The 22,518-nt window shown below is 72.9% G+C and carries 17 protein-coding genes and 1 pseudogene; 7 read left to right on the forward strand and 11 right to left on the reverse strand.

What is annotated here, in order from left to right:
* Nucleotides 1–58: 58 nt before the first annotated feature.
* A complete protein-coding gene (locus FHS22_RS23700; protein ID WP_184944959.1) occupies nt 59–736 on the forward strand; it encodes a uracil-DNA glycosylase in 678 nt (225 codons plus the stop codon).
* 38 nt (nt 737–774) lie between these two features.
* The gene (locus tag FHS22_RS23705; protein WP_184944960.1) at nt 775–1,128 is read left to right on the forward strand and encodes a hypothetical protein; all 354 of its coding nucleotides are present in this window, start codon (nt 775–777) and stop codon (nt 1,126–1,128) included.
* Between the two features lie 238 nt (nt 1,129–1,366).
* Here FHS22_RS23705 and FHS22_RS23710 read toward each other — a convergent pair whose 3' ends face one another.
* Entirely contained in the window at nt 1,367–2,137 is a 771-nt protein-coding gene (locus tag FHS22_RS23710; RefSeq protein WP_338047902.1) for an SAM-dependent methyltransferase, read from the reverse strand.
* A 260-nt stretch (nt 2,138–2,397) separates the two neighbouring features.
* On the opposite strand from FHS22_RS23710, the gene FHS22_RS23715 reads away from it, so the two are divergent.
* The 3 genes from FHS22_RS23715 (at nt 2,398) to FHS22_RS38300 (ending at nt 5,077) form a co-directional block, all read left to right on the forward strand.
* On the forward strand, nt 2,398–3,477 hold the full coding sequence (locus tag FHS22_RS23715; protein ID WP_184944964.1) for a MerR family transcriptional regulator: 1,080 nt from the start codon (nt 2,398–2,400) through the stop codon (nt 3,475–3,477).
* 80 nt (nt 3,478–3,557) lie between these two features.
* Nucleotides 3,558–4,082, forward strand: coding sequence for an RNA polymerase sigma factor (locus tag FHS22_RS23720; protein WP_184944966.1), 525 nt, complete (start codon nt 3,558–3,560; stop codon nt 4,080–4,082).
* A 29-nt stretch (nt 4,083–4,111) separates the two neighbouring features.
* A complete protein-coding gene (locus FHS22_RS38300; RefSeq protein ID WP_184944968.1) occupies nt 4,112–5,077 on the forward strand; it encodes a YbgA family protein in 966 nt (321 codons plus the stop codon).
* 49 nt (nt 5,078–5,126) lie between these two features.
* On the opposite strand, the pseudogene FHS22_RS23730 reads toward FHS22_RS38300, so the two are convergent.
* A pseudogene (locus FHS22_RS23730) lies at nt 5,127–7,148 on the reverse strand (MMPL family transporter); the annotation flags it as partial.
* Nucleotides 7,149–7,482: 334 nt separating this feature from the next.
* On the opposite strand from FHS22_RS23730, the gene FHS22_RS23735 reads away from it, so the two are divergent.
* Nucleotides 7,483–8,292, forward strand: coding sequence for an SAM-dependent methyltransferase (locus FHS22_RS23735; protein WP_184944969.1), 810 nt, complete (start codon nt 7,483–7,485; stop codon nt 8,290–8,292).
* A gap of 151 nt (nt 8,293–8,443) precedes the next feature.
* Here the strand turns inward: FHS22_RS23735 and FHS22_RS23740 are convergent, their stop codons facing one another.
* Nucleotides 8,444–9,103, reverse strand: a complete 660-nt coding sequence (locus FHS22_RS23740) for an RpnC/YadD family protein (RefSeq protein WP_184944971.1) — start codon at nt 9,101–9,103, stop codon at nt 8,444–8,446.
* A gap of 118 nt (nt 9,104–9,221) precedes the next feature.
* Nucleotides 9,222–9,788 carry a DUF4291 family protein gene (locus FHS22_RS23745; RefSeq protein WP_184944973.1) on the reverse strand — a complete coding sequence of 189 codons (567 nt, stop codon included), beginning with the start codon at nt 9,786–9,788 and terminating at the stop codon, nt 9,222–9,224.
* A 140-nt stretch (nt 9,789–9,928) separates the two neighbouring features.
* On the opposite strand from FHS22_RS23745, the gene FHS22_RS23750 reads away from it, so the two are divergent.
* Complete coding sequence (locus tag FHS22_RS23750) at nt 9,929–10,462, forward strand: hypothetical protein (protein ID WP_184944975.1); 534 nt, start codon at nt 9,929–9,931, stop codon at nt 10,460–10,462.
* A gap of 24 nt (nt 10,463–10,486) precedes the next feature.
* On the opposite strand, the gene treZ is transcribed toward FHS22_RS23750, so the two are convergent.
* The 7 genes from treZ to FHS22_RS23780 all read right to left on the reverse strand — a co-directional run bounded on the left by treZ (nt 10,487) and on the right by FHS22_RS23780 (nt 22,416).
* Nucleotides 10,487–12,205, reverse strand: coding sequence for a malto-oligosyltrehalose trehalohydrolase (treZ, locus tag FHS22_RS23755; RefSeq protein ID WP_184944977.1), 1,719 nt, complete (start codon nt 12,203–12,205; stop codon nt 10,487–10,489).
* A gap of 3 nt (nt 12,206–12,208) precedes the next feature.
* Nucleotides 12,209–14,419: a malto-oligosyltrehalose synthase gene (gene treY, locus FHS22_RS23760; RefSeq protein ID WP_184945074.1), complete on the reverse strand. Its 2,211-nt coding sequence runs from the start codon at nt 14,417–14,419 to the stop codon at nt 12,209–12,211.
* 82 nt (nt 14,420–14,501) lie between these two features.
* Nucleotides 14,502–16,607, reverse strand: a complete 2,106-nt coding sequence (gene glgX / locus FHS22_RS23765) for a glycogen debranching protein GlgX (RefSeq protein WP_184944979.1) — start codon at nt 16,605–16,607, stop codon at nt 14,502–14,504.
* Between the two features lie 125 nt (nt 16,608–16,732).
* Nucleotides 16,733–17,110, reverse strand: a complete 378-nt coding sequence (locus FHS22_RS23770) for a VOC family protein (protein ID WP_184944981.1) — start codon at nt 17,108–17,110, stop codon at nt 16,733–16,735.
* Nucleotides 17,111–17,176: 66 nt separating this feature from the next.
* Entirely contained in the window at nt 17,177–20,371 is a 3,195-nt protein-coding gene (locus FHS22_RS23775; protein WP_184944983.1) for an ATP-binding protein, read from the reverse strand.
* A 75-nt stretch (nt 20,372–20,446) separates the two neighbouring features.
* The gene (locus FHS22_RS38305; RefSeq protein ID WP_260408207.1) at nt 20,447–20,569 is read right to left on the reverse strand and encodes a hypothetical protein; all 123 of its coding nucleotides are present in this window, start codon (nt 20,567–20,569) and stop codon (nt 20,447–20,449) included.
* A gap of 74 nt (nt 20,570–20,643) precedes the next feature.
* The gene (locus tag FHS22_RS23780; protein ID WP_184944985.1) at nt 20,644–22,416 is read right to left on the reverse strand and encodes a trypsin-like peptidase domain-containing protein; all 1,773 of its coding nucleotides are present in this window, start codon (nt 22,414–22,416) and stop codon (nt 20,644–20,646) included.
* Nucleotides 22,417–22,518: the final 102 nt, after the last annotated feature.

Consider the following 22,518-nt stretch of genomic DNA (forward strand, 5'->3'; position numbering starts at 1 on the left):
GGCGGACAGTCTGCGGAACCTTCGGTTAATGTCGGTAGATCCCGATAGGGTGCCGGGCATGGCCGCACGACCGCTGAACGAACTCGTGGAATCCGGGTGGGCCGAGGCCCTGGAACCCGTCGCAGGCAAGATCGCCGAGCTGGGCGACTTCCTCCGGAAGGAGGTGGCCGAGGGCAGGCAGTACCTCCCCGCCGGGGACAACGTGCTGCGTGCCTTCAAGCAGCCCTTCGACCAGGTCAAGGTGCTGATCGTCGGCCAGGACCCCTATCCGACGCCGGGGCACCCGATCGGGCTGAGCTTCTCCGTCGCCGCCGACGTGCGGCCGATCCCGGGCAGCCTGCGCAACATCTACAAGGAGCTCACCGAGGACCTCGGCCTGCCGATGCCGAGCAACGGCGACCTGACTCCGTGGGCCGAGCACGGCGTGCTGCTGCTCAACCGGGTGCTCACCGTCATGCCGGGCAAGCCCGCCTCGCACCGCGGCAAGGGCTGGGAGGTCGTCACCGAGCAGGCCATCAAGGCGCTGGTGGCCCGCGACAAGCCGCTGGTGGCGATCCTGTGGGGCAAGGACGCCCGTTCCCTCGTGCCGATGCTCGGCGACGTGCCGACCGTCGAGTCGGCCCACCCGAGCCCGCTCTCGGCGCGCAGCGGGTTCTTCGGCTCGCGCCCGTTCAGCCGCGCCAACCAGTTGCTGGAGAAGCAGGGCGCGACTCCGGTCGACTGGAAGCTGCCGTAGTCTGATCGCACTCGCCCGTGGCACTAGGATCCTTGACCATGAGCGATGAATTGGGCACCGAACGCTATCTCCGTCTCACGGTCGAGCTGACCGTGGAGGTCCAGGACATCGGCGCCCTCCAGGCCGCCGCGCTGAAGGAGATCGAGCACCCCGACGCCGATCTGGACGACGACGAGCGCAGGGAGCAGGCGGAGATGGTCTCCGCCGACGAGACCGGCGCGACGGCGCTGCAGTGGCTGATCGAGCCGGACCACGTGCTGGGCCTGATCGAGCACGTGGACCAGGTGGAGCCCCGGGAGGCCGTGCTGGGCGTGGAGCCTTCCGACGGCCCCTCGGACGAGGACGACGAGCATGAGCACGACCACGGGCACGGCCACGGACACGACCACTGACGCACCGCCGCTGGCACACAGCCACTGGCACACAGCGCTGACGCGCGTGCCCGGCCGCCGGCGTGGGCACGAAGGGCCGGAACCCGGACTCCCGGGTTCCGGCCCTCGCCGTTCCCGCGGCCGGGGAGCCGCGCATCGGTTCGCCCCGGCCGCCGCGCCTCGGGCCGGAGGCCGCGCCTCGGGCCCGAGGCCGGGGACGCCGCCCCGTGCCGGGGCGTGAGGACGGCTCCCGGCACGCTCAGTGCTTGCGGCCGACCCCGCCCCAGCCGAGGATCGCCATGCGCTCCAGCGCGCTGGGGGAGATGAAGACGCCGTTGTCCAGGATCTCGAAGTCGCCGAAGAACATCTTGATCTCTTCCACCGTCCGCGGGACCACGCCGGAGCTCGCCCGGGAGTAGACGCGCTTCACCGCGTCGGTGTCGCCGGCCCGCCGCTCGGCCATCGACAGGTGGGTGACCACCAGGAAACTGCCCGGCGCCAGCATCTCCCGGAGCTTGGCGACCTCGGCGTAGGGGTCGTCGAGGAAGTGCAGGAGCGCGACCATGAGCACGCCGACCGGTTCCTCGGGGTCGATCAGGCCGGTCCCCGTCACCCTGGCCCAGATCTCCTCCGGAGCGCGCAGGTCGCCCTCGACCATGGCGACCGTCGGGGCGCCGGCGAGCAGGGCCCTGCCGTGCACGCACACGATCGGGTCGTTGTCGACGTAGACCGTGCGGGCCTCCGGATCGACCTCGTGCGCGATCTGGTGCACGTTCTTCTGGGTGGGAAGACCCGCCCCGACGTCGACGAACTGGCGGATCCCCGCCTCCGCCGCGAGGTACCGGACCGCGTTGCCGAGGAACTCGCGGTTGAGCCGCACACCCTCGCGCGACTCGGGGAACGCCTTGAGGATCTGCTCGGCGGCCTCGCGGTCGGCGGCGAAGTTGTCCTTCCCGCCGAGCATGTAGTCGTAGATGCGCGCGACGTTGGCCGTGCTCACGTCGAGGCCGTAGGGGTTCCGCTCGCTCACTGCCGCCACCTCACCCTGACACCGCCCGTTCCCGCAGACCGGCCCGGTAGATCGTCCGTGCCGTGATCGTAGCCGACGGAGCGTCTCTCCGAACCCCATTCGGACGCCCCGTCCCCGGCCGGCGGAGAACCGCCCGCGGCTTGCGTACGGCGGCCGCCTGCGGTTGCATCCGCCGGCGGGCCCGTTCCGAAAGAATGTCCGGGGGGCGCACGCCCGCCCCGGACAGGCCCCGGCACCCCCGGCGCGGAGGACGAGAGCGGATGGACGAGCGACCGACCACGCAGGACGAACCGGGCTACGGCATCGGCGCCGTCGCACGGCGGCTCGGCGTGCCCGCCCCGACCCTCCGCACCTGGAACCTCCGGTACGGCCTCGGCCCGAGCCGCCGCAGTCCCGGCGGGCACCGCCGCTACGACGCGGGTGACCTGCGGCGCCTGGAGGAGATGAACCGGCTGATCAGGAGCGGCGTTCCGGCCGCCGACGCCGCGAAACTGGTCCTGGGCCCCGGCTTCGCCCGGAATGCGGCCGCCGCGCCCGCCCGGGAGGAGCCCGCCCACGAGGCGCCCGCCGAGGACACACCGGCCGCAGGGACAGCAGGGGAGGACGGACCTGCCGCAGGAGCGCCCGCCGAGGACACACCGGCCGCAGGAGCGTCCGGCCGGGGGGCGGAGGAGCACGGCGCACTCTCCCGGCACGCGCCCGGCCGGTTCCCCGTACCGGAGCCGCGGCACGAGGTCCCGAGCGCGGCGATGCTGGCCCGGTCCGCGATCGCCCTGGACAGTCCCGCCCTGTCCGGCTGGATCGGCGCCGCGCTGGACAGGCACGGGGTCGTGTGGACCTGGGAGCGCCTGGTGCTGCCGGTGTTCGAGACGATCTGCAGGCGCCAGGCCGCGACCGGCGCCGCCGTCGAGGTCGAGCACGTGTTCTCCGACCGGGTGCTGGCGGCTCTCATCCAGTTGGCCAGGCCGCCCCGGGCACCGGTCAACGACCGGCCGGTGCTGCTGGCCTGCGCCGAGGACGAACAGCACAGCCTGCCGATCTACGCGCTGGCCGCGGCGCTGACCGCCGACCACCGGATCGAGACCCGCGTCCTGGGCGCCCGGACGCCCTTCTCCGCACTGTCCGGGGCGATGCGCCGCCTCGGACCGGCGGTCGTGTTCGTCTGGTCCCAGCGGCCGGAGACCGGCGATCCCGGACCGCTCACCCGGCTGCCCGTCTCGCGCCCGGCGAGCCGCGTCATGGCGGGCGGTCCCGGATGGCAGGACGGGCTGCCGCCGTCGGTGCCGCACGTCACGTCGTTCCGCGACGCCCTCGACCTGATCTCCTCCGCCGTGCGCTGAGGGCCTCACCGGTCCCTTGTGATCATGAGCATGGACGGGTATGAATAAGTTTTGAATAGATTTCTGATCGAGGGGTCATCATGGCCGGGGGAACCCTGAACGAGCGGCTCGCCGCCGGGGACGAGGCCGCGCTCGCGGAGTGCCTGCGCGCCCACTCGGCTCTCATCCGCTCCTACCTGCGCCGTTTCGTGCCCGCGCAGGAGGTCGAGGACGTACAGCAGGTGGTCTTCACCGAGGTCTGGCGCTCCCGGCACCGCTTCGACGCGGGCAGGAGCCTGCCCGCGTGGCTGCTCGGCATCGCGCACAACCGGGCGGTCGACCACCTGCGCGGGCGCACGCCGCCGACCGTGCCGCTGGACGCGGTGGCCGACCCGGCCGGCGCGGACGGCCGCGCCGACGGCGAGGGCATCGCGGACCGGGACCGGATCCGCCGGGCGCTGGCCGAACTGCCCGCGCCGCAGCGCCAGGCCATCGAGCTGGCCTACTACGGCGAGCTGACCCAGCGGGAGATCGCCGAGCGGTTGCGCGTCCCCCTCGGCACCGTCAAGGCCCGCACCGCCCGCGGCCTGCGCCGGCTGTCGGGCATCCTGGCCCCCGCCGCATGAAGGAGGACGTGAGCGGTATGGACAGTCATATGAAAGCTGATGCGAACGACGAGGTCAGGCCCTGTGTCGCGGTCTCCGGCTGCCTGATCGGCGAGCTGGTGCGCTTCAACGGCGGGCACAGCCGCGACCGCTTCGTCAGCGGGGAGCTGGACCCCTACGTCGACTGGGTTCCGGTCTGCCCTGAGGTGGAGATCGGTCTCGGCGCACCCCGCGAGAGCCTCCATCTGGAGCGCTCGTCCGACGGCCCCCACCTGATCGGCCGGAAGACGCGGGCGGACCACACCGCCAGGATGGCGGCCCTCGCCGCCGAGCGGGCGCGCGGCCTCGACGTGGACGGCTACGTCTTCAAGGCCAAGAGTCCCAGCTGCGGGATCCACGGCGTCCCGCTCTACGACGGGCAGGCCCTCGTCGACCGGAAGAACCGGGGCCTGTTCGCGGCCCAGATCATGGACGCCCACCCGCTGCTGCCGGTGGAGGACGAGGGGCGGCTGAACGACCCGCTGCTGCGCGAGACCTTCGTCGAGCGGATCTTCGCCCACGCCCGGCTGCGCGCCTTCCTGGCGAGCGGCTGGAGCCCGCGGGACCTGGTCGCCTTCCACGCCCGCCACAAGATGCAGCTGCTCTCCCACGACCCCGTCGCCTACGCCGAGGCGGGCCGCGTGGTGGCCCTGGCCGGCGTCCTCGACCGCCGGGAGCTGGCCGACCGGTACGGCCGCGCGTTCCGCACGGCCCTCAGCAGCAAACCCAGCATCGGCCGCCACGTCAACGCGCTCCAGCACTGCGCCGGCATGATCGGCGACTCGCTGGACGCCGTCCGGCGGGCCGACCTGGCGGAGGCCATCGCCTCCTACCAGGCCGGCCTGGTGTCGCTCAGCGTGCCGGCCGCCCTGCTCCGCCATGACGCGCGGGGCGAGGGAGCGGACTGGGTGCGGGAGCAGACCTACCTCGCTCCGTATCCCGAGGCTCTCCGTCTCCGCAACCACGTTCCCGCGTGAGCCGCCGGTTCGGCCACCACATCCACCGCCCCGCGTCCAGAGTCAGGGCGGTGAGCAGGACCGAGCGGACCACGAAGGTGTCCAGCAGGACCCCGAAGGCGACGATGAACCCGAGCTCGGCCAGGACCACCAGGGGCAGCACCCCGAGGACGGCGAAGGTCGCCGCGAGCACCACGCCCGCCGAGGTGATCACACCTCCGGTCGCGGAGAGCCCGATGACCGCGGCCCGGCGGGTGCCGTGGGTCACGGCCTCCTCCTGGATCCTGGTGATCAGGAAGATGTTGTAGTCGACACCGACCGCGACCAGGAAGACGAAGGCCAGCAGCGGTACCCCGGTGTCCACGGCGGCGAAGCCGAACACCTCCGTGAAGATCACACCGCTCACGCCCAGCGCCGCCGCGAAGGAGAGCACGACGGTGGCCATCAGCAGCAGCGGCGCGACCAGCGCGCGGAGCAGGATCACCAGGATCACGAAGACGACCGCCAGGATCAGCGGGACGACCACCCGCAGGTCGCGTTCGGAGGCCAGCTTCCCGTCCAGGTTGACCGCCGCGGCACCGCCGACCAGCGCGTCCGGGATCTCCCGCAGCCGCTCGACCGTCTCGTAGGCGGCGGGGCTGTCCGGCGCGTCCTTCAGCGCCCCGCGCAGCAGGACGCGGCCGTCCACGGTCTCCGGCTGCCCGCCGCCCGGCCGGCCGGCTCCCGCGCCCCGCTCCCCGATCCGGTCCACGCCCCGGTCGGCGGCCACCGCCGCGGCGACCCGGTCGGCCTGGCCTGCGGGGGCGAGCACCACCAGCGACCCCTCCTGCCCGGTGTCGAAGGCCCGGTCCAGGATCTCCGCGCCGCGCACGGACTCCGGCGCGGTCCGGTAGGCGTCGGCGTCGGCCAGCGGGCCGACGGTCGTGAGCGGCAGCGTCAGCGCCATGGCGCCCAGGACCGCCGCCGTGCCGATCCAGACGATCCGGGGGCGGACGGCGACCGCCCGGCCGATCCGGTCCCACAGGCCGGAGCCGCTTCCCACCGCGCCGCCGTACACCGGGATCTTCGGCCAGAACACCCCGCGCGGGAAGACCACGAGCAGCGCGGGCAGCAGGGTCAGCATGGCGGCGAGCGCGCAGACGACGCCCACCGCGCAGACCGGGCCGAGACCGCGGGTGGCGTTCTGGTCGGCCACCAGCAGGCAGCAGAGACCGGCCACCACGGTGGCGGCGCTCGCCGCGATCGCCGGGGTGGCCCGGCGCAGCGCGACGGCCATCGCCTCGTGCCGGTCCTCGTGCACGGCCAGTTCCTCGCGGTAGCGGGCGACCAGCAGCAGCGCGTAGTCGGTGGCGATGCCGAACACCAGCACCAGCAGGATGCCGCCGCTCTGCCCGCTCACGGTCAGGCCGGCGTACTCGGCCAGCAGGTAGTTGCCCGCCCGCGAGCAGACCAGCGCCACACCCGCCGCGAAGAACGGGATCAGCCAGAGCAGCGGACTGCGGTAGGTGATGAGCAGCACCAGGACGACCACGGCGGAGGTCGCCGCCAGGAGGGTCGCGTCGATCGACCCGAAGACCTCGATCGCGTCGGCGCTCTGCCCCGCCGGGCCGGTCACCAGCGCCCGGTCCCCGGTGATCTCGCGGATCCGCTCGACCGCCGCGGTCAGCACGTCGTAGTCGCTCCCGTCGAGCGGCACGACCACCTGCACGGCCCCGCCGCCGGGGGCCGGGACCGGCGGCGGCACCTGGCCGGCGACGCCCTCCACCTCGGCGAACCGCTTCGCGTCGGCGGCCGCCTCCGCGACCGGCCGGCCCTCGTAGACCACGATCGCCGGGATCCGGTCACCGGCCGCGGAGCCGCGCTGCGCGTTCTGCACCACCGTGGACTCGGCCCCGGCGGGCAGGAACGACGACGGGTCGTTGCGCTGGACCTCCTCCAGTTTTCCGCCCAGCATCCCGGCCCCGGCGGCGACCAGCAGCCAGACCGCCACCACCACCCAGGCGCCCACCCGCCCGCACACCGCGGCGCTCAACGATCGCCTCATCGCCCGATTCCCCGCCTTCCCGGAGGCCTGCCTCTGCCTGTCGGGCATTCCTTCGGGCCTTCCCCGCCCTCCGGTTGCACGTCCATCGGAGAGATCTTCCGGCAGGGACGGGAACGGTCCGTGCTCCGGTCACCCTCGTCGAGGGCCATCAGAACGGCTGCCGCACTCATCTCCAACCAGACGAGCAGAAAGCAGTACGAACTGCCCTAAATCCGGCCCATCCCGAGAATCGGAAGGGTTCCCCGTCTCCGCTCCGTAAACCACAGTTCCCCCGGGAAGCAGCCCCAGGTGTCCTGGAAATCCTTTATAAAGATCAAAAAATCCTCGTATGTCATCTAGCATCGCCAGCAGAGCGATCAAGCAGTGCCCGAGGGAGAGCGTCATGGATGACGAGCAGGCGCCCGCGGGAATCGATCCGTCGATCCCCAGCGTGGCCCGGATGTACGACTACTACCTGGGCGGCAAGGACAACTTCGCCTCCGACCGCGAAGCCGCCGAGAAGATCATCGAACTCGCCCCCTACACCCGGGCCCTGACCCGGGCCAACCGCGACTTCCTCTCCCGAGCGATCACCGAGCTCGCCGGCCGGGGCGTGCGGCAGTTCCTCGACATCGGCTCCGGCCTGCCCACCCGGGAGAACGTCCACCAGGTCGCCCACCGGACCATCCCCGACGCGCGGGTCGTCTACGTCGACAACGACCCGATCGTCCTGGCGCACGGACGGGCCCTGCTGGCGGACAACCCGCACACCACCGTCGTCCAGGCCGACATGCGCGAACCCAAGGCCCTGCTCGACCACCCCGAGATCCGTGCGAACATCGACTTCGACCGGCCCGTGGGAATCCTCCTGCTGGCGATGCTGCACTTCATCCCGGACGACACCGACGCCTCGGCCATCGTCGCGGCGGTCCGCGAGGTGATGGTCCCCGGCAGCTACCTGGTGATCTCGCACGGCCATGTCGGAACTCTCACGGCAGAGTCCTACGCCAAGGCGACGGATGTCTACCGTTCCACCTCCGCCGGATCCGCCGTGCCCCGCACCCCCGCCCACCTGGCCGCCTACACCGAGGGCCTGGAGGTGCTCGACCCGGGGATCGTCCCGGTCCAGGCGTGGCGCCCGGAGTTCGAGGAGGACGCCGCGTACGACCTCAGCAAGCCCGGCATGCTCGGCGTGGTGGCCAGGATGCCGTAAGACCCCCGACGCTCATGCCTTCCGGTTCTCCGAGCGAGCCCAGGCTCTTCGGTCGGGCGCAGAGTGCCCGACCGGCTCACCTGGGCCGTTGCCGGTCACAGCAGATGCCCTGCTTCAGCGGCTCGCCGGAGCCATGCCCGCAATGTTCCGGTCAGCGATCCTGCTCGCCTGTCTCACCGAACAGATCATGCACGCTCTGGACGGTCGCCGCACGGGCCGCCCAGGACTCCAGCCGGGCCAGGTCGGTGCAGGCGGTGATCCGGTCACGGATCTCCTCCGGTACTTCCAGACCGCGGGCGGTCAGCACCAGCAGCACCATCCGGGCCGCTTCCTCGGCCTTGCCCTCAGCCTTGCCCTCTTCCAGGCCGCGGCCGAAGTGCTCGCGGGCGAAGGGGCTGTAGACGGGCCAGTCGGTGGACGTCATGATCTCCTCCAGGAGTCGCCGCACGTCGGGCGCGGACATGCTGTAGGCGTGTTCATAGTACTTCGGAGCGTGGTCGGCGGGCAGGTCCGCCAGCGCCGCGGCGAACGCCTCGACGACCTTGCGCTCACGGCCGTGGACCATGACCGCCAACGCCGCCAGCTCGGGCTGGGCGGCGGCCTGCCGGGGGTCGGTGATGGCCGGGATGTCGGCCGGTCCGAGCACGCACGCCTGCAGCCGGTAGCCGCTCAGGCCCGACTCGATCGGGCGGGCGTAGTGGGCGGCGGTGCGGGCGTCGGGGCAGACGACCAGGACGGTCGCGTCGCAGCGCAGCTGCAGCCACAGGGCGGCGGCGTAGCGGGCGAGCGATGAACGGCGCGAGCGTTTCATCCACCTACTGCGGCTGAGCCGGGGCCTGCTGCCGGTGGACCTGCCGGCGACCGCGTGGGGCCACCGCGGGGGCGACGGAGCGGACGGGACCGGCCGGGAGGTGCCCGCACCATCACCGTCAGGAGTCGATGAGGAGCCGTCGCCCGATCTCCCGGGGCACCGGGTAGAGGCGTTCCGGGGGCAGCAACCGCTGGGTCTTCGCCGGCTGCCCCGCCCGCACCAGGTCGGCGATCTTCCGGACCTGCGGGGTGATGTCGGTCAGGCCGACGACCCACTCCTCGGCGAACGCGCGGATCAGCCCGCGGCCGATGCCGGCCTGGATGCTGTAGTGGTTGAGCGCCGCTCCGCGCAACGAGCGCTCGGGGTCCCACTGGACATGGACCGCGGCCCGGTCGACGGCCCGGGGGTCGGCGGTCGTCAGCACCGCCCGGCAGAGGGCCTCGTGCCATCCTTCGCGGGTGACCCGTACCGCCAGGACGCGTTCCTGCCCGGACTTCTGCGCCCAGTTGCTGCGGTGCATGAGCCAGAGGAACGAGGGCTTGATCCAGGTCATCCGGTTGAAGGAGAAGGGCGGCACGAACCGTCCGGCGCGCAGCGCCGCCTCGGCCACAGCCACCGGGTAGGCCTGGTACATCACGATCGTCTCGGCGTCGTAGTCGGCACGCACCTGGTACTGGGATGGCACGCCGGACACCCTGACATCCCGCCGCTCTTCGACACAAAGCGTTTTCCCGCCCGGCTTCCCGGGTTCGTCTGAGCGATCCAGACGTCCCGGACGCCGTTCACGAGCGATCTCGTCGGTGGCGGCGCCTACACTCCCCGATCATGAGCACCGATGAGATCCGGACTGTACGCCTGACCGTCGAAGTGGAGGACTGCGGCGTCGCCGGGCTGGCAGATGAAGACCTCACCGGATCCGCCGGAACACCGGCCCAGTCCGCTGGGATCATCAAAGTCGAGGACGGCTTCGTCACCCTCGACATCACCCACCAGTGGGGACCGGCCGACTTCGCCGTGACGGTCGCCGACCGGGACCCGGGAGCGGATCTCGCTGCCTATGAGGACATCGTCGAGATCAGCTATGTGTCGACGTCAGGCCGCGTGGCGATCGCCGGGTTCAGCCACTACGGGGATGGGCTGTGCCCCCTTCCTCCTCTCCCCGCTGGGGCCGGGACCTACCGCATCCGGTACCACGTCAAAGGCATGGATTCCGAGGGCACGCAGGATGCCGTCGCCGACCATTACCTTCAGATCTGGCCCGCACCTCTCGGAGACCCCGTCTTCGTCAAGACGACGACTGAATATTTCCGGTACTCGCTCGACCCCAAGAACCACAAGTGGAGCCGCGGAGAACGGTGACCGCCGGTGACGGGGCCGATCCGGCTAACCGGCCAGTCTGAGCACGGCCAGGGAGCGGGCGGGCAGGGTGAGGTCGTCGCCGTCGAGGTGGGCGCCGGGGTCGGAGGCGAGGACGATCTCGGCGGGCTGGACCCGGAGCGCGACCGGCGAGCGGCCGAGGTTCGCGGCCACCCGGAAGGCGCCCCGGTGGACGACCAGCCACGCCCCCTCGTGCTCCACCCGGACCCGGTCGAGCCGGGGATCCGACAGGTCGGGGTTGTCGCGGCGCAGCGCGATCAGTGCCCGGTACCAGTCGAGGTGGGCGCGGTGGGCGTCGTCCTCCAGCTCGCTCCAGTCGAGCTTGGAGCGCAGGAACGTCATCTCCTCGCCCGGGTCGGGCGCCTTCTCCGCCCAGTCGTCGTAGCCGAAGCCGACGAACTCGCGCCGCCGCCGGTCGGCCTCGCCGTCGCGCAGCGCCGGTTCGACGTGGTCGGTGAAGAACAGGAACGGCGTGCGCGCCCCCCACTCCTCTCCCATGAACAGCATGGGCGTGAACGGCGAGGTCAGCAGGAGTCCGGCGGCCAGCCGGAGCGCCTCGGGGTCCATCCGGTCGCCCTCGGCGCGGTTGCCGATCTGGTCGTGGTTCTGCGCGCAGACGACGAACCGGTGGCCGGGGACGTGCCGGGCCGGGCGGCCGTGGCCGCGGCGGCGGAAGGCCGAGTAGGTCCCGTCGTGGTAGTAGGCCGAGGTCAGCACCTTGGCCAGGGTCGCGGCCGGGTCTCCGGCGAAGTCGTCGTAGTAGCCGTGCCGCTCGCCGGTCACCGCCGTGTGCAGCGCGTGGTGCACGTCGTCGTCCCAGGCGGCGGCCAGGCCGTACCCGCCGGCCTCCCGCGGGGTCATCAGCCGGGGGTCGTTCAGGTCGGACTCGGCGATGAGCGCCAGCGGGCGGCCGACGGCGGCCGACAGCGCGTCCACCTCGGCGGCCAGCTCCTCCAGGAAGTGCACGGCGCGCTTGTCGTGCAGCGCGTGCACGGCGTCCAGCCGGAGGCCGTCGACGTGGTAGTCGCGCAGCCACTGCAGCGCGTTGCCGATGAAGTAGCGGCGCACCTCGTCGGAGCCGGGGCCGTCCAGGTTGACCGCCTGCCCCCAGAAGGACGAGGCGGAGGAGTGGAAGTAGGGGCCGAAGGGGGCCAGGAAGTTGCCCGAGGGGCCGAGGTGGTTGTAGACGACGTCGAGGATCACACCGAGCCCCTGGCGGTGGCAGGCGTCCACGAAGCGCTTGAGCCCGTCGGGGCCGCCGTAGTTGTCGGTGACCGCCCACAGGTCGACCCCGTCGTAGCCCCAGTTGCGCCCGCCGGGCACCGGCGGCACCGGCATGATCTCCACGAAACCGACACCCAGCGCGACCAGGTGGTCCAGCTTCTCGACCGCCGCCTCGAAGGTCCCGGCCGGGGTGAAGGTGCCGATGTGCAGCTCGTAGACGACCGAGCCGGGCAGGCTCCGGCCCGCCCAGAGCCCGTCGCTCCAGGCGAACCGGTCGTGCTCGTAGACCCGGCTGGGCCCGAAGATCCCCTCCGGCTGCCACCGGGTCCGCGGGTCGGGCAGCGGCTCGCCGCCGTCCAGCCGGAACCGGTAGTCCGTGCCGTGCCCGGCCCCCGGCACCTCGGCCCGCCACCAGCCGCCCTTCCCGGCCCGCATCGGGTGCCGGGTCCCGCCGGCCTCCACCTCGACGGCCGCCGCCTCCGGCGCCCAGACCTCGAACATCGGCTATCCCCTCTCCAGAAGCGCGACCGGGTGGTGCGAGAGCAGGTGGGCCAGGGGGACGCGCCCGGTGTGCTCGGCGCCGGAGAGCAGGTCCCGCCAGCGCCCGTGCGGCAGGGTCAGCGTGCGGCTCCCCCAGCCGCCGCGCCGTTCGAGCCCGACCGGGAGCCGGGTCGCCACCGCCACCGCCCGCTCCCCGCGGGCGAAGGCGACCGCGTGCTCGTCGGCTTCCAGCGGGATGTACGGCGCCGCGGGGCCGAGCCGTCGCCGCAGGTTGAGCGCCTGCCTGGTGACGAGCAGCTTGGCCGCGTCCCAGGAGGAGCCCGCGCCGTTCCCAGGCCCGCCCGCCGTACCGGCCTGCCCGCCGGCGAGCAGGCGGCGGCGGAGCGCGAAGTCGACCGGGCGCCGGTTGTCCGGGTCCACCAGGGAGAAGTCGGTGATCTCGTTGCCCCAGTAGACGTCCGGCACGCCGGGGATCATGAGCTGGACGAGCTTCTGGCCCAGCGAGTTGGCCCGCGCGTAGGGCTCGATCGAGGCGGTGAACTCCGCGATCGACGGCCCGCACTCGCCGATCGCCCGGTTCACGAAGGACCTCAGCCCCTCCTCGTAGGCCGGGTCGGGGGTGGCCCAGGAGATGGAGGTCTTGGCCTCGCGGGCCGCCTTGAACAGGTAGTCGAAGAACCGGTCGGCCCCGATCGGCCAGGCTGCCATCAGGTTCTGCCAGGCCAGGTAGTCCAGGAGCGGGTCGAAGGAGACCTTGGCCGACCACTCCCCGACCGCCTGCGCCCACCGGCCGGGCAGTTCCGACAGCACGGCGAGCCGGGCCCGGACGTCCTCCGAGCGCTTGGTGTCGTGGGTGGAGAGCGTGGTCATCGTGCCCGGCGGCATCTCCCGGCAGAACGCGTGGAACTCCTCCACGCTCCCGCCGAACCGGTCCGGCTCGCCGCCCACCTCGTTCAGGCACGACAGCGGGTACCACCGGTAGAGCGCGGTGTCCTCCACCCCCTTGGCCATCACCGGGCCGCAGATCTGCTGGAAGCGCACGACGGCGTCGGCCGGGCCGCGCAGCACCGCCTCCACCGCCTCCGCGACCGGTGCGCCGTCCGGGAGCCGGACGGCCGCGACCGCCGCCGCCTCCTCGACGATCGCGGACGAGGCCTCGGGCACGGGTTCTCCGGGCACCGCGTAGGCCCGGTAGACGGGCATGGCGGCCAGCAGCTCGGCCAGCACCTCCCGCCCCGCCCCGGCCACCGCGCTCAGCCGGTCGAGCTCGGCGCCGAAGAACAGGTCCATGACGTATCTCTTGGACGTGTAGACGACCTCGGCGTAGTCGCGCGGCGCGCCGGTCTCCCGGACGAACAGGTCGGTCAGCGGCCCGGCCGCGGACGGCTCCACGAACAGCCCGGTGATCCGGTTGAGCACGTCGTAGCCGGTGGTGCCGTCGCAGTCCCAGTCGGCCGGGAGCCGCTCCTCACCGACCAGGATCTTCTCCGCGACCGTCCACACCCCCGACGCGGCGCGCAGCCGGGACAGGTAGCCGCGCGGGTCGGCCAGCCCGTCGGGGTGGTCCACCCGGAGGCCCTGGACGAGGCCCTCCCCGACCAGCGAGAGGATCACGGCGTGGGTGGCGTCGAACACCTCCGGGTCCTCCACCCGCACCCCGATCAGCGAGGACACGTCGAAGAACCGGCGGTAGCCCGGCCCGTCGCGCCAGTCGACCAGCCGGTAGTGCGTGTCCGGGAGGGGGAAGGCGTGGTCGTGGTAGCGGAGCACGCCGCCGTCGGCGACGGGTTCGGTGTCGTCGCCGATCACCGGCATGTTCACCTTCCCGTCCGACCAGTCGATGTCGAACCACCGCGCGTACGGCGAGGCCGGCCCTTCGGCGAGCACCGACCACAGCTGCGCGTTGCCCGACTCCGGGACCGGGACCGTCATGTGGTTGGGCACGATGTCCAGGACGATCCCCAGTCCGTGCCGGGCCAGCTCGGCGGCCATCGCCCGCAGTCCGTCGCCCCCGCCGAACTCCTCCCGGACCCGGGAGTGGTCGGTGACGTCGTAGCCGTGCCGGGACTCGGGCACGGCCTGCAGGACGGGCGAGAGGTAGACGTGGCTGACGCCGAGCTCCCGCAGGTAGGGGGCGAGCCCGGCGGCCTCGGCGAAGCCGAAGTCGGGGGTCAGCTGGAGGCGGTAGGTGGCCGTGGGCCGGCCCGCGGGCACCGGCGGGAGGTCGGGCGCGGGGTCCGGCGCGTGCCCCGTCGCCGGGTCCGCCGCGGTGCCGAAGGCGGTGCCGGGGACGGTGTCAGACACGGCGCATCACCCGCATCGAGCGCCCGGCCACCGGCACCCTCTCCCCCGCCCGGCAGAGCCGGGTGTCGACCGTGATCGGCATCGCCGTGTCGATCTCCGTCAGCCACATCTCGCCGTAGTCCTTCGGAATCGTGAACTTGATGACATCGTGGTGCGCGTTGATCAGCAGCAGGAACGAGTCGTCGGTGATCGGCCGTCCCCGCCGGTCCGGCTCGGTGATGGCGTCGCCGTTCAGGAAGACCGCCAGCGACTTGGCGTAGCCCACGTTCCAGTCGGAGTCGGTCATCCGCTTGCCCTGCGGGGTGAGCCAGGCGATGTCGCCCAGCTTGTCCTCCGAACCGCGCACCGGCCTGCCGTAGAAGAAGCGCCGCCGCCGGAAGACCGGGTGGTCGGCGCGGAGCCTGGCGAGCTTGCAGGTGAACTCCAGCAGCAGCCAGTTCTCCCTGATGTCGGACCAGTCGACCCAGCTGATCTCGTTGTCCTGGCAGTAGGCGTTGTTGTTGCCCCGCTGCGTGCGGCCGAGCTCGTCGCCGTGCGAGAGCATCGGCACGCCCTGGGACAGGAACAGCGTGGTCAGGAAGTTGCGCTTCTGCTGCTCGCGCAGCGACTCGACGGCGAGCGTCGCCGGCCCCTCGGCTCCGCAGTTCCAGGAGCGGTTGTCGTCGCTGCCGTCCCGGTTGCCCTCGCCGTTGGCCTCGTTGTGCTTGCCGTTGTAGGAGACGAGGTCGGTGAGGGTGAACCCGTCGTGGCAGGTGACGAAGTTGATCGAGGCGGCCGGACGGCGGCTGTCGTCCTGGTAGAGGTCGCTGGAGCCGGTCAGCCGGGAGGCGAACTCGGGCAGCGAGGCGGGCTCGCCCCGCCACAGGTCGCGGATCGTGTCGCGGTACAGGCCGTTCCACTCGGTCCACCGGGCCGGGAAGTTGCCGACCTGGTAGCCGCCCGGTCCCACGTCCCACGGCTCGGCGATGAGCTTGACCTGCGAGAGGACCGGATCCTGCTGGACGAGGTCGAAGAAGGCGCTCAGCCGGTCCACCTCGTGCAGCTCCCTGGCGAGCGTGGCGGCCAGGTCGAACCGGAACCCGTCCACGTGCATCTCGGTCACCCAGTACCGCAGCGAGTCCATGATCATCTGGAGCACGTGGGGCGAGCGCATCAGCAGGCTGTTGCCGGTGCCGGTGGTGTCCATGTAGTAGCGCTTGTCGTTCTCGACGAGCCGGTAGTAGTGGTCGTTGTCGATGCCGCGCATGCTCAGCGTCGGGCCGAGGTGGTTGCCCTCGGCGGTGTGGTTGTAGACCACGTCGAGGATGACCTCGATGTTCGCCTCGTGCAGCGCCTTGACCATGGCCTTGAACTCCAGCACCTGCCCGCCGCGCTGCCCGCTCGAGGAGTAGGCGTTGTGCGGGGCGAAGAAGCCGATGGTGTTGTAGCCCCAGTAGTTGCTCAGCCCCCGCTCCAGGAGGTGCTGGTCGTTGACGAACTGGTGGACCGGCATGAGCTCGAGCGCCGTCACGCCGATCGCCGTCAGGTGGTCGATGATCTCGGGGTGCCCGATGGCGGCGTAGGTGCCCCGGATCCGCTCGGGGATCTTCGGATGGTTGATCGTCAGGCCCTTGACGTGCGCCTCGTAGATCACGGTGTCGTGGTACGGCGTGCCCGGCGGCCGGTCGTGCCCCCAGCCGAAGAAGGGGTTGATCACGATGGAGCGCGGCACGAACGGGCCCGAGTCGGCGTCGTTGCGGCTGTCCGGGCGGCCGAAGCGGTAGCCGTACACCGCCTCGTCCCACCGCACCGCCCCCTCGATCGCCTTGGCGTAGGGGTCGATCAGGAGCTTGGCGGGGTTGCAGCGCAGCCCGCGGGAGGGTTCGTAGGGGCCGTGCACGCGGTAGCCGTACCGCTGCCCGGGACCGACGCGCGGCAGGTAGCCGTGCCAGACGTATCCCTCGCACTCGGTGAGGACGACGCGGGTCTCCTCGTCGTCGTCGTCGAACAGGCACAGCTCGACGCGTTCCGCGGCCTCGGAGAAGATCGCGAAATTGGTCCCCGCGCCGTCGTAGGTCGCCCCCAGCGGGTAGGGGTCTCCAGGCCAGATTTCGATCATTTCACCGCCCTTCAGCGGTGTGGAGATATGCCCACTGATCTCCGGGCCATGCCTGCTTTCGCGGCCCGGGCGCGCGGGACCCTCCCGGGATGTCCGCCGCCGTCGCCGGAACCCCGGGACCGCGTTCAGGGAACCGGGGTGGAGACGTCCACGAGCAGGCCGTTCGGATCGAGGACCAGGCAGCTCCGCTGCCCGTAGAACCGGTCGCGGGGCGGGGAGACGACCGTGGCGCCCATCGTCACGGCGCGCTCGTGGACGGCGTCCACGTCGTCCACGACGAAGGTCAGGATCGTGCCGCGGGGCGCCTCGCGGTAGGCCTCCGGGATCAACCCGTGGTCGCGGCGCCAGACGGCGACCTCGAGGGCGGGGTCGCCCGGCGCGGACAGGTGGACGTACCAGTCCTCCTCGAAGTCGGCCTGGAGGCCCAGGAGGCCGGTGAAGAAGTCCCTGGTCTCGGGGAGCCGGTCGGACAGGATGTTGGTGAGGATGCGGTTCACGGCCATGGCCTTCCCTTGACCGGACCGCCCCGCCCCAAACCCGCCCCCGCCGGCCCTGCCGCGGCCGGCGGATCAGCCCGCGAGCTCCCGCTCCAGTTCGCCCAGGACCGGCTCGTGGACCCGCAGCCCGGCGCGGTGGACGAACGCCTCGGCCGCCCGCAGGTGCTCCCCGGCCCGCTCCCGGTCGCCGAGCAGCAGGGCCAGCCGCGCCAGGCACAGGTCGGCCGCGGACCAGCCCAGCAGGCGCCCGGCGTGCGGGACCAGACGGCGGTAGAGGACCCGGCCGGCGGCCTCGTCCCCGAGCCGGGCGCAGGCCTCGCTCAGGGCGTCGGCGACGAACCGGTAGCTCAGGTCGGGCAGGGCCGCCGCGAAGCCGTCGCGGGCGAACGCCGCGAACACGGACCGCGCCTCCTCGGACCGGCCGAGGTCGGTCAGCGCAAGGCAGCGCAGGATCCGCCAGGGCCGCTGGCCGGGGCGCAGGGCGAGGATCTCCTCGGCCAGGGCCAGCGCCTCGGCCGGGCGCCCCTCGGCCCGCAGCGCCAGGAAGCGGAACGTCTCGCGGCGCAGGTGCGCGTCGCCGCGGCCCAGCGCCCCCTCCGGGTAGACCGCGCCGGACTCCTCCGCCGCCGCGAGGGCGTCGTCGGACCGCCCGCCCAGGTAGGCGTGGACCGCGGTCTGCCAGGCGGCCAGGCTGATCATCGAGGGGAGCCTGAGCCGCTCCGCGGTCTGCCGCAGCCAGGCCAGCGTCCGCTCCGCCCCTCCGGTCACGCCCCGGGCGGTCAGCTCGACGTGCTCGGCCTCCCGCCCGACCCACTCGGTCACCAGGTCTCCGGTGCGCGTCCCGATCTCGATGATCCCGGCGACGGCCTCCCGCCTGAGGTCGTGGTCGTGACCGGTGCGCAGCAGCAGCTCCTGCACGATCAGCGTCCGGGACAGGGCCGGGTCGTCCCCGGTGCGGCGGGCCAGCCGCACCGCCTCCGCCGCCAGTTCCCGGCTCCGCTCCACGGGCCGCCCGGTGGAGCCGATGAACGCCGAGGCGGCCATGAGCCGGGCCCGCCAGGGCGAGTCCTCCGCCAGGTCCGAGGCGAGCGCCCGGTCGATGCGCTCGGCGAGCCGCTCGACCTCGGTCACCTCCTCGTACATGGCCAGGTAGATCTGGTCGGACAGGCCCAGCGCCGCCCGGGCCAGCCGGTTGTCGTCGCCGAGCCCCTCGGCGATCTCCGCGGCGCCCTCCAGCGAGGCGTGCGCGGCGCCGCTCATGCCCGCCGCCGCCTGCGCCTCGGCCAGGTCGAGCAGGAGGTCGCAGCGGAGCGCGTCGTCGGACCTGGGCAGCCGGTCGATCAGCTCGATCGCCCGCTCCAGGTGCTCCACCGCGGCCTCGTGGGCGAACTGGGCCGTCGCCTGGGCCGCGGCGCGGCGGGTGTAGCCGATGGCCTTGCCCGTCATGGACGCGCTCAGGATGCCCTCACGGTAGTGGTGGGCGATCTCGGTGAGCCGGGTGCCGCTCCGCTCGGCGAGCACCTCGGCGATCCGGGCGTGCAGGCGCCGCCGGCGCAGCGGCGGCAGCGCCTCGCGCAGCGCGTCGCGGACGATGTCGTGGACGAACCGGCTGGACAGCCCGTCGCCCTCGGCCAGCAGCCGGGCCCGGACCGCGGCGTCGAGGACGTCGAGCACCTTCTCCTCGGGCGCCTCCACCACGCGGAGCAGGATGTCGGTCGGCGCGTCCCTGCCGAGCAGGGCCGCGACGGTCAGCACCTCCTCGGTCTCCGGCGGCAGGCCGGTCAGCCGGCCGCGCACGACGTCCGAGAGCGCCCCGGGGGTCTCGCCCAGTTGCAGGACCTCGCCGAGGAAGAACGGGTTGCCCGCGGTCAGCCTGGCCATCTCGGCCGCCCGGCCGGGGTCGCCCCCGGCCCGCCCGAGGTACTCCCGGATCTCGCCCTCGCCCAGGCCGCGCAGGAGGAGACGGCGCACGTGCGGGAGCCGTACCAGCGCGCCGAGGGAGTGCTCCAGCGCGCCGCCGGGCCGTACGTCGGTGTCGCGGTAGGTGGCGACCACGGTCAGCCCGGGGCAGAGCCGGGTCGTGGCGAGGAACTCCAGCAGCCGCAGCGAGGAGGCGTCGGCCCACTGGAGGTCGTCGAGCACGACCAGGACCCGGCCGTGCTCGTTCAGCAGGGCGGCGAACGCCTCGTAGAGCTGGAACCGGCCGCTCCCGGCGAGCGCTCCCAGCCCGCCGCCGGTGCCCGCCAGGTCGGCCGCGGCCTGCGTCCACGGCCAGAACGGCGGCGCGCCCGTCCCGTCCCAGCACCGGCCCCAGACCACCCGGTGCCCCCGGGCCCCGGCGTACTCGGCCGCCTGCTCGGCCAGGCTCGTCTTGCCGATGCCGGGCTCCCCGGCCAGCAGCACCACCCGGTGGCCGTCCGCCGCGACCGCCTCGCGGAGCGCCTGCTCCTCGGCCTGCCTGCCGACCAGCCGGGAGTCCCGCTCCCCGGCCGGGGTCCGGGGCGTGAGGGCGGGGTCCTGTTCGAGGATGCGCCGTTCCATCTCCCGCGACCGGAGGTCGGGGTCGAGCCCGAGGTCCTCCACCAGCAGCCTGCGCCCCTCGGCGAGCACCCCCAGCGCGTCGGCCTGCCGTCCGGCCTGGTAGAGCGCGTGCGCGGCGAGCGCGCGGAGCCGTTCCCGGAACGGGTGGGCGGCGACCAGCCGGCCCAGCCTTCCGGTGAGCGCGGCGCCGCGCCCGAGCGCGAGGTCGGCCTCGGCGAGGTCCTCCTCCAGCGTGAGCCGGAGCTCGGCCAGGTGGGCGATCTCCTCCTCGGCCCAGGACGCGCCCGCGAAGTCGGCCAGCGGCTCCCCGCGCCACTCGCCGAGCGCGAGCCGGAACTCCTCCCCCGCTCCCTCGTGGTCCCCGGCGGCGGCCCTGCGCCTGCCCTCGGCCGCGTGCCCGCGCGCCCGGGCCAGGTCGAGCGCCGTCTCAGGGATGTCGAGGGCGTACCCGCCGGGCCTGCTGACCAGGATCGACGGGGGCGTGTTCCGGCTCCTGCCCGGTTCGAAGACCCGGCGGAGCTTGGAGATGTAGGCCTGGACGGTGTTGGACGCGCCGGGCGGAGGCGCGTCCTCCCAGAGCACGTCGATCATCCGGTTCGGCGAGACGGGGCGGGGCGCGGCGAGCATGCACAGGGCCAGCACCGCCCGCTGCTGGTAGGGGCCGATGTCCAGCGGCGCCCCGTCGTCGGCAGCCACGCCCACCGGCCCCAGCACCCGAAAGTCCATCCCCGTCCCTCACTCCCGAACTGCGCCGATGGTAGCCGCCCACCCGCCTTGCCCGGTCCTGTCCCCGCCCTCTGCTCAGCGGCGGGGGTCGTTCGCCCACGCCTTCTCGTCGCGGATCACGTCGACGACCACGAGCGCGGGGTGGCTGGGGTGCACCCTCATCCGCGCCGCTGACGCCGGAGCCCAGGCCGACCGCAACGGTTGACCCGGGCTCTTTCACCGCGGCTTCGCCGCGGCGGCGGACCGCACGACGGCGGGCGGCTCTCCGGGGCTCAGCTCCGGCCGGGCGGGTTCCAGTTTCCGCCCTGCGGCGGGACCGGGGCGTTGCCGTACGGCGTGCTCGGCGGCGGCACGGGCGTGCCGTACGGGTACGGGGCCGGCGGGACCTGGGAGGGGGCCGGGGGCGCCGGGGGGACGGGGCCGGCCTGGCCGGGCCCGGGCGGGGCCGCGGGGAAGGCGGGAGCCGGGGCGGCGAGGGCGCGGTTGATCCGGCGGCGGCGGGCCATGAGCAGGGCACCGGCCAGCAGTCCCGCGGCCAGGATGCCGGCGGAGGTGGCGGTGATCACCATCGGGTCGCGCAGCAGGCTCTCGGAGGCGACCGGCTCGGCGTCGAGGGAGGCGTCGGGCTGAGCCGAGGACCCGGCCGACGACCGGGGCGACGGCGACTGGGCGGCTCCGGCGGTCCCGGGGGCCGGGGTCGCGTTCGCCGGGGCCCCGGTCGCGGTCGCGTCCTGCTTCACCGAGGCGGGGGACCTGTCCCGGCCGGCGGCGATGGCCTCCTTGGCCTCGGCGATGTAGCCGGCGGCGTACGGGTGCAGCGGGTAGAGGTTGAGCGTCTCCTGGAAACCGACCAGCGCGGCGCTGTGCCGGTCGGCGAAGAAGTCGGCCAGCGCGGTGTTGTAGGCCCGGGTGGCCGGCGACTCCTGGGGGGTGACCCCCTTGGCCGCGAGGAACTCGCTGATCTGGCCGACCGGGAAGAACACGCTCTGGTTCTCCTGCCGGTCGGTCCCGCTCTCGTTGAGGTAGGTGGCGGAGACGAGCGCGATCACCTTGCCCTCGGCGTCGAACACCGGGCCGCCGGAGTTGCCGCCGTAGATGGGGGTCTGCGCCTGGATGTAGGGGACCTTCTCGGTGGTCTCGCGGCGGGCGCTGTAGACGCCCTCGGTGATCGCGGGGTACAGCCGGGACTTCTCGGTGAGCCCCGTGTCGCGGTTGACCGTGCCGGGGAAGCCGACGGCGTAGAGCGTGTTGCCGACCCGCACGTCGCCGTCGACGCCGAGCGGCACGGTGGGCAGGTTCCGGGCGCCTGCGAGCTTCAGCAGGGCGACGTCCTTGCCCGGGCCGCCCACGCCCTCCGCGCCGACGAGCTCGACCGGCAGGCGGGTGGAGGTGACGTTCATGCCGCCGCCGGGGAGCGGCAGGACCACCTGGTACTTCACCTGCACGTCCGCCACCTGGAAGTTGTCGGCGAGGAAGGTGGTGAAGACCTTGGTCACCAGCTCGGTGAGCTCCTTGTCGGGCTCGGTCGTGCCCATGAGGCCTTTCAGCTCGGCCTTGACGTCCTTCTCGACGGTCTCGGCCAGGCCGTACTCCGCGAAGCCCGCCTGGAGGTCGGCCTGGCCGCTCTGCACGCAGTGCCCGGCGGTGACCATGTAGCCGTCCGGGGTGATCCACCAGCCGGTGCACGTCCCGGAGAACGACACGTCGTCGGTGCGCTCCGGCTTGCCCGCGCCGATGTACTTGCCGGGGTCCGCGGCGAGCTTGCGGTACAGCCACTTGGCGATGCTCAGCTCGTCGGAGGGGATCCGCCCCTTGGCCGCCTGCTTCTTCCCCTCCTCGTACAGGTCCCGGAACACCTTCTTCGGAACGGCGGTGGGCGCCGTGACCCGGCCCGAGTAGACCGTCTCGATCAGCTGCACGGCGGGGTTCGCCTGCGCCGCGATCAGGGTCGCCGTGGGCGCGGGATCGGTCTCGGCCGCCGCACCGCCGAGCGACGCCACCGTCCCCGCCACGGCCAGCGCCGCCACCGCGGCCACTCGCCGCACCAAATCTCCGCCCACTTCTCCCACCTCGTCCGTATCCCTCCAGCCTTGTCTGGAGCAGCCACGCCAGAGTGTGCGGCAACGGACTTGACCGCCACTTGGAGA

It is taken from the genome of Thiemannella venezuelensis (assembly GCF_014203605.1).
Taxonomy (GTDB): Bacteria; Actinomycetota; Actinomycetes; order Streptosporangiales; family Streptosporangiaceae; genus Planomonospora_A; species Planomonospora_A venezuelensis.